Origin of the sequence: Flavobacterium sp. (genome assembly GCF_027482425.1) — a bacterium.
Lineage (GTDB): Bacteria > Bacteroidota > Bacteroidia > Flavobacteriales > Flavobacteriaceae > Flavobacterium.
In genome coordinates this window covers 70,739-76,960 of the sequence record NZ_JAIXWA010000034.1, presented here as the reverse complement: position 1 = coordinate 76,960, position 6,222 = coordinate 70,739, and the positions used below count along the sequence as shown (strand labels likewise).

The following is a 6,222-nucleotide window of genomic DNA, read 5'->3' as shown; positions in this document are numbered from 1 at the left end:
CTCAATATTTTCAATTAATTGATCCTGACTCATGTTCTCAAAAAGTATAAAATCCTAGTTTGGCAGAAACCATCCTAGGACTGATGAATTAATTTTTCTTCACAGCTGAACACCCTGCCATCGTGGTAATTTTGATGGCTTCGGTGGGAGGCAAATGCTCGTTGCGTTGCACCACTTCGATGACTACGTTACGCGCAATCGCTTCGTATACTTGTTCTAGCGGAGAGGCGGTTTGCAAGGCGGCAGGTCGACCGAAATCGCCCGCTTCACGAATGCTTTGTACCAAGGGCACTTCACCCAAAAACGGCACTTGAAGGTCATCGGCCAAATGCTTCGCGCCTTCTTTTCCAAAAATATAGTATTTGTTGTTAGGCAATTCCTCCGGCGTGAAATACGCCATATTCTCTATGATTCCTAGTACTGGCACATTGATGGCTTCCGATTGGAACATGGCCACTCCTTTGCGCGCATCGGCCAATGCCACAGGTTGCGGCGTACTGACCACAACCGCTCCCGTTACCGGCAACGACTGCATAATCGACAAGTGAATATCACCTGTACCCGGCGGCAAATCAATCAGCATAAAGTCCAAATCCCCCCACGCCGCATCAAAAATCATTTGATTCAACGCTTTGGCAGCCATCGGGCCACGCCAAATCACCGCTTGACCGGGCGCCGTGAAGAATCCGATGGAAAGTAACTTGATTTCGTAACTCTCAATGGGTTTCATCTTCGACTTCCCGTCGACTTCAATCGACAACGGTTTTTCGGTTTCTACGTCAAACATAATCGGCATCGAAGGACCGTAAATATCGGCATCCAAAACACCGACTTTGAATCCCATTTTGGCCAAGGTTACCGCCAAATTGGCTGTGGTGGTTGACTTCCCAACGCCTCCTTTTCCAGAAGCTACCGCGATAATATTGCTGATACCGGGTATGGGTTGCCCTTTGATTTCATTTTTCTCGGGGACTTCCACCTTAATATTAACTTTCACCTCAGCATCGGGAGAAAACTGCTCGTGAATCAATTTGCGAATATCGTCTTCTGCGCGTTTTTTAATGTGCATGGCGGGCGTTTTCAACACCAAATCCACCACGACTTCGTTACCAAACGTAACCACATTTTTAACAGCGCCGCTCTCTACCATATTTTTTCCTTCCCCCGCCACCGTAATGGTTTCAAGCGCTTGAAGAATTGCTTTGCGTTCTAACTTCATTTTTATTAAGACTGATTTTAGATTGCAAAGATACAAGGAAATACAAAGAAACGACCGTTAAAGCTTTCAAAATCTTTTGCGGAAAATAAGGACAAAATCGGACATATAGCCTTGTTTTTAGTTGAAATTAGAAGGGGGCGCCCCCGAGGCTTTTACCACGCTGCTCCTGCCCTTTGTTGCTATCGGCCGGCGGTCGGATAAAGCGCCCTCCCGCCGGCAGGATATCCACGGCGGTCAGGCCTAGCGAATACGTTAAGAAATCCTTACATAAAAGGGGCTGCTACGGCAATACCTTTACTTTTTCATAAAGTCAAGCTTACGCTTACACAACACTTATGGTATTCCTTTGTGAAAACATAATCCCATGAAAAAGCGTAAAGTAGAATTGGTCGTGCTATCCGACCTGCATTTGGGAACGTATGGCTGCCACGCCAGTGAAATCTTGGAATACCTCAATTCCATAAAACCCAAAACCTTAATTTTGAATGGTGACATTATCGATATTTGGCAATTTCGAAAATCGTATTTTCCGGCAGCGCATCAAAAAGTGCTTAAAAAAATCATCGGTCTAAGCGCCAAAGGAACCCGAGTGTATTACTTGACGGGCAATCACGACGAACTCTTACGTAAATTTACCGATGTGCATTTGGGTAATTTCTCATTGCTCAATAAACTAACCCTAAATTTGGATGGGAAAAAAGCGTGGATTTTCCACGGCGATGTATTTGATGCTTCCATAACCCACGCCAAATGGCTGGCTAAACTCGGCGGTTGGGGCTATGACATCATGATTTTACTCAACCGCTTGATCAATTGGGGGTTGCAAAAAATGGGGAAAGAACCCTATTCTCTTTCCAAGAAAATCAAAGCGAGTGTCAAATCGGCGGTGAAATTTATCTCCAATTTTGAAACCCTTTGCGCCGATATTGCCATTGAAAATGAGTACGACTATGTGGTATGCGGCCATATTCATGAGCCCAAAATCGAATCCATTACCACCAAAAAAGGAAAAACGCTATACCTCAACTCGGGCGACTGGATTGAAAACCTAACCGCGCTCGAATACCATAACAAACGCTGGAAAATCTACCACCACAAAACCGACTATCCATCGCAGATGACTTGGGAAGAGGAAGTTAATTTTGACTATGAAAACCAGCTCATCGAGCAGTTTATGGAGTTGATTCGGAATTGATTTTGGGATTCCAAAAGTGGGTTTTAAAATCGACAATTTGATCGTTTTCTACGCGAATTCCTTCTTGCTCCAACAGTTGTTGCATTAAATGGGTTCCCGGAAAATGATGCTTCCCTGTGAGCAACCCATTGCGATTGACTACCCGGTGGGCGGGAACATCTTCCAATCCGTGACTGGCATTCATCGCCCAGCCCACCATTCGTGCCGAACGCGCTGCGCCCAACACTTTGGCGATAGCCCCATAAGAGGTTACCCGTCCTTCGGGAATTTGACGGACCACGGCATACACCCGTTCAAAAAAAGAAGCGGTTTCTGGTGACGATTTCATATTAGCGCAATAAGTTCCACAAAGTGAGTAAAGCCACCAATCCGGTAATGGTGCCAATAATACGGTTCATGTAGCGCAGCACCCAATCGGTTTTGGACTTTAAATGACTGATAAATAACATATAAAGGTAGAACACTAAAAAAGAGCCTGAGGTAACGCCGGCGACCAAGCTGAGTTCTTGTGCCAGTGAAAAATCAAAATAATCATACGACGCAAGGGTAACACTGATCACCACATAGTACGGAATAGGCAAAAGATTTAATGCCGAGATGAGCATTCCCATAAAAAAACGACTGCGTTTGCTTTTCAACTGAATGCGGTCGCTGCCTGCCAAAGTTGGTTTTTTGGCCCAAAAGAAAAAATATAAGGTAAGGACGCCAAAAACGACCAATCCAATCGTGCGCAAGGTGGCTACCACTTCGTCGTGCTGACTGATGTAGCGTGCAAAAACAACAGAGACATAGGTTTGAATTGCAATAACCAGCAAAGACCCAGAGACAAAAATCAATGCACGCTTGATTCCATCAGTTAAACGAACTTTGGCAACGGTCATATTGATGAGCCCCGGGGGAAGTACCCCAACGATAGCCGCAATCAATCCCGTGAAGAAAGGGATGAATACTGTCATAAAACCGTGGTTAAAGAAAACTACTTAATTTTGAAACGAATATACGTAATCGCTTTATTGATTTCCAAATATTGTTGCTCGTAAAATGTTTTTATTTCGGTTACTTCCTCAGGAGCGCCTAGGTTGTGGTAAATATTGTGGTTGGCATACAACACTTCATGACCCAAACCATGCAAAAGTCCCAAGGTATACCCATGCATAAATTCACTATCGGTTTTCAAATGCATCAGTCCATCAGGTTTCAGGATGTTCTTGTACCGGTTTAAAAACTCGGCATTGGTCATGCGGTGCTTGGTTCGTTTGTATTTGATTTGCGGGTCGGGGAAGGTAATCCAAATTTCATCGACCTCATTTTCGGCAAAAATAAAATCAACCAACTCGATTTGAGTGCGCACAAAAGCGACATTGGTCAAGCCTTGTTCGGCGGCTGTTTTAGCACCCCGCCAAAATCGGGCGCCTTTGATGTCAATTCCGATGTAGTTAACATTGGGATTGCGTTGGGCCAGGCCTACGGTATACTCTCCTTTGCCACAACCCAATTCCACTACTACAGGATTTTCATTGTTAAAAAAGTGACGCCACGAACCGCGATGGGGGAATCGTCCTTCGACAACTTCTTCGCGAGTGGGTTGGATAACATTGGTAAAATTGGCGTTTTCGCTGAATCGTTTTAATTTATTTTTACTGCCCACGTGATTTCTTAATGTTTTGGCAAAATTAAGGAAATCCACCGCATGACAAATTATTTTATTTTTGCTACTGTGGAAACCCGAAAAAACATATTGGTGGCGCCGTTGAATTGGGGATTGGGCCATGCTACGCGTTGCATCCCGATAATTCGACAGTTGCTCACCGAAGGCTTTCAGCCCATCATTGCGAGTGATGGTGCAGCGTTGGCGTTATTGCAACGTGAATTTCCCGATCTACAGCATTTGGAATTACCCTCGTATCACATTGCCTACGCTAAGAATCCCAAAAACTTTAAGTGGAAATTACTCAAAAACAGTCCCAAGACGATTGCGGCCATTTTTGAAGAAAAACGATTAGTACGTCAGTGGATCGCCCAGTACCATTTGGCGGGCATTATTTCGGACAACCGGTTGGGCGTGTATAGCAAAAAAATTCCGTCAGCAATCATCACACACCAACTCACCGTGTTGTCAGGAAAAACGACTTGGATTTCCAGCGGATTGCATCGTTTTTTTATTCAAAAATTTCAAGAATGTTGGGTGCCCGATTGGGGCGGAGCAATTAATCTGTCTGGGAAATTGGGCCATCCAGAAAAAATTTCAGTAACTACACGCTACATTGGTGTTTTGAGTCGCTTGGTTAAAAAAGATGTCCCAAAGACGATCAATTACCTTATTTTATTGTCGGGCCCAGAACCTCAAAGAAGTTTATTGGAAGAAAAGCTTAAACAGGAAATGCAACATGTTGAAGGCCAAATTGTACTTATTCGTGGAGTTGTTGAACCCACGATAACAGAAACGATACAACCACCTTTTACGATATATAACTACCTAACTTCTGAGCGTTTATCGGAAGTTTTAAATGCAGCTGAAGTGGTCATTTGTCGATCAGGGTATACCACTATTATGGATTTAGCCAAATTGGAAAAAAAGGCCTTTTTCATTCCTACCCCTGGACAATTTGAGCAAGAATATTTAGCCAAGCGTTTACATAGAGACGGTAATATCCCGCAATGTAGTCAAAAAGACTTTAAGTGTGAAAAATTAGACACAATACCTTTTTATAAAGGGCTACCTAAAGTTGGAGAGGATGAGCTTCCTAAAGATTTATTCAGCCTTTTCTAAGGTAAAAGAGAATACTGAGCCTTTTCCTAGCTCACTTTCAACATATATTTTTTCATTGTGATGTTCAATAATGTGTTTCACAATTGAAAGTCCCAATCCAGAACCACCCTCATTTCTTGATCCACTTTTATCTACTCTGTAAAACCGTTCAAAAATACGTGATAGATTACTAGCATCAATACCTTCACCATTGTCGGTCACCCTGATAATAACTTTGTTTTTGATGAAATCTTCAATGGCGATTTCAGTGGTTCCGTTCTCTTTGCCGTATTTTATGGAATTCATTACGAGATTGATCAAGACCTGTTGTACTTTTTCTTGATCAGCACGAACACGAATGGGTTTGCTATACTTTGAATCAAACATTAAGATAATATTTTTTTTGTCCGCCTGCATTTCAAGCATATCAAAAACATTCTGAATTAGAGTGACAATGTTAAAGTCGGTATATTGCAGTTTAACATCACCCATTTCTAATTTAGAAATCATATCTAAGTCTTGCACGATATATACTAGTCGCTCTACTCCTTTTTGAGCCCTTTCCAAATATTTGTCTCGCAGCGATTTATCTTTTACACCATCCATTATTGTATCGATATAACCTTGAACAGTAAAAAGGGGGGTCTTCAGTTCATGCGACACATTACCCATGAACTCACGTCTATACTCTTCGCGGACCTTTAGGTTTTCTAACTCTATTTTTTTACTAATGGCATATTTTTTAACTTCCCTTTCTAGAGTAGCCATGTCAGTTGTAATAAATTGACTTCTTAAAACCGCTGAATCGAGTAGCGATACGTCATCGTATATTTTCTTAACTCTTTGGTAGATAAATAACTCCGAGCGGTATTGAATTATAAAAACAGAAAAGAAGAAAACGCTGAAGGAGGCTAAAAGAATTAACAACCATGAAAAATCAGCATTAAACAAGAAATATAATACCAGCAAAGAGGTAAAAAATAGGGTGATATACAACGACGTTACAATTGCAAATCGGTAGGTTTTTTTAACTTTTAAACCCATGAATCTCATTCTTAA

Annotated in this window: 7 protein-coding genes; 2 read left to right on the top strand and 5 right to left on the bottom strand. The window is 42.2% G+C overall.

Annotated elements, in window-relative coordinates:
• Positions 1-88: 88 nt before the first annotated feature.
• The gene (locus Q0037_RS04195) at positions 89-1,219 is read right to left on the bottom strand and encodes an Mrp/NBP35 family ATP-binding protein (RefSeq protein WP_297515896.1); all 1,131 of its coding nucleotides are present in this window, start codon (positions 1,217-1,219) and stop codon (positions 89-91) included.
• Between the two features lie 364 nt (positions 1,220-1,583).
• Between Q0037_RS04195 and Q0037_RS04190 the strand changes: the two genes are divergently transcribed.
• Positions 1,584-2,414, top strand: coding sequence for a UDP-2,3-diacylglucosamine diphosphatase (locus Q0037_RS04190; RefSeq protein ID WP_297515894.1), 831 nt, complete (start codon positions 1,584-1,586; stop codon positions 2,412-2,414).
• Here the strand turns inward: Q0037_RS04190 and Q0037_RS04185 are convergent.
• Genes Q0037_RS04185 through trmB form a run of 3 tightly spaced genes read right to left on the bottom strand, consistent with a single transcriptional unit; the run spans position 2,392 to position 4,062 of the window.
• Positions 2,392-2,742 (bottom strand): MGMT family protein, encoded by a 351-nt coding sequence (locus Q0037_RS04185; protein WP_297515891.1) that lies wholly within the window; start codon positions 2,740-2,742, stop codon positions 2,392-2,394. The two genes, Q0037_RS04190 and Q0037_RS04185, sit on opposite strands and share 23 nt — an antisense overlap.
• 1 nt (position 2,743) lies before the next feature.
• Positions 2,744-3,370 carry a LysE family transporter gene (locus tag Q0037_RS04180; protein WP_297515888.1) on the bottom strand — a complete coding sequence of 209 codons (627 nt, stop codon included), beginning with the start codon at positions 3,368-3,370 and terminating at the stop codon, positions 2,744-2,746.
• A gap of 20 nt (positions 3,371-3,390) precedes the next feature.
• Positions 3,391-4,062 (bottom strand): tRNA (guanosine(46)-N7)-methyltransferase TrmB, encoded by a 672-nt coding sequence (gene trmB, locus Q0037_RS04175; RefSeq protein ID WP_297515904.1) that lies wholly within the window; start codon positions 4,060-4,062, stop codon positions 3,391-3,393.
• A gap of 42 nt (positions 4,063-4,104) precedes the next feature.
• On the opposite strand from trmB, the gene Q0037_RS04170 reads away from it, so the two are divergent.
• Positions 4,105-5,184 (top strand): glycosyltransferase, encoded by a 1,080-nt coding sequence (locus tag Q0037_RS04170; RefSeq protein ID WP_297515885.1) that lies wholly within the window; start codon positions 4,105-4,107, stop codon positions 5,182-5,184.
• Here the strand turns inward: Q0037_RS04170 and Q0037_RS04165 are convergent.
• The gene (locus Q0037_RS04165) at positions 5,167-6,207 is read right to left on the bottom strand and encodes an ATP-binding protein (RefSeq protein ID WP_297515882.1); all 1,041 of its coding nucleotides are present in this window, start codon (positions 6,205-6,207) and stop codon (positions 5,167-5,169) included. The two genes, Q0037_RS04170 and Q0037_RS04165, sit on opposite strands and share 18 nt — an antisense overlap.
• Between the last annotated feature and the right edge of the window lie 15 nt (positions 6,208-6,222).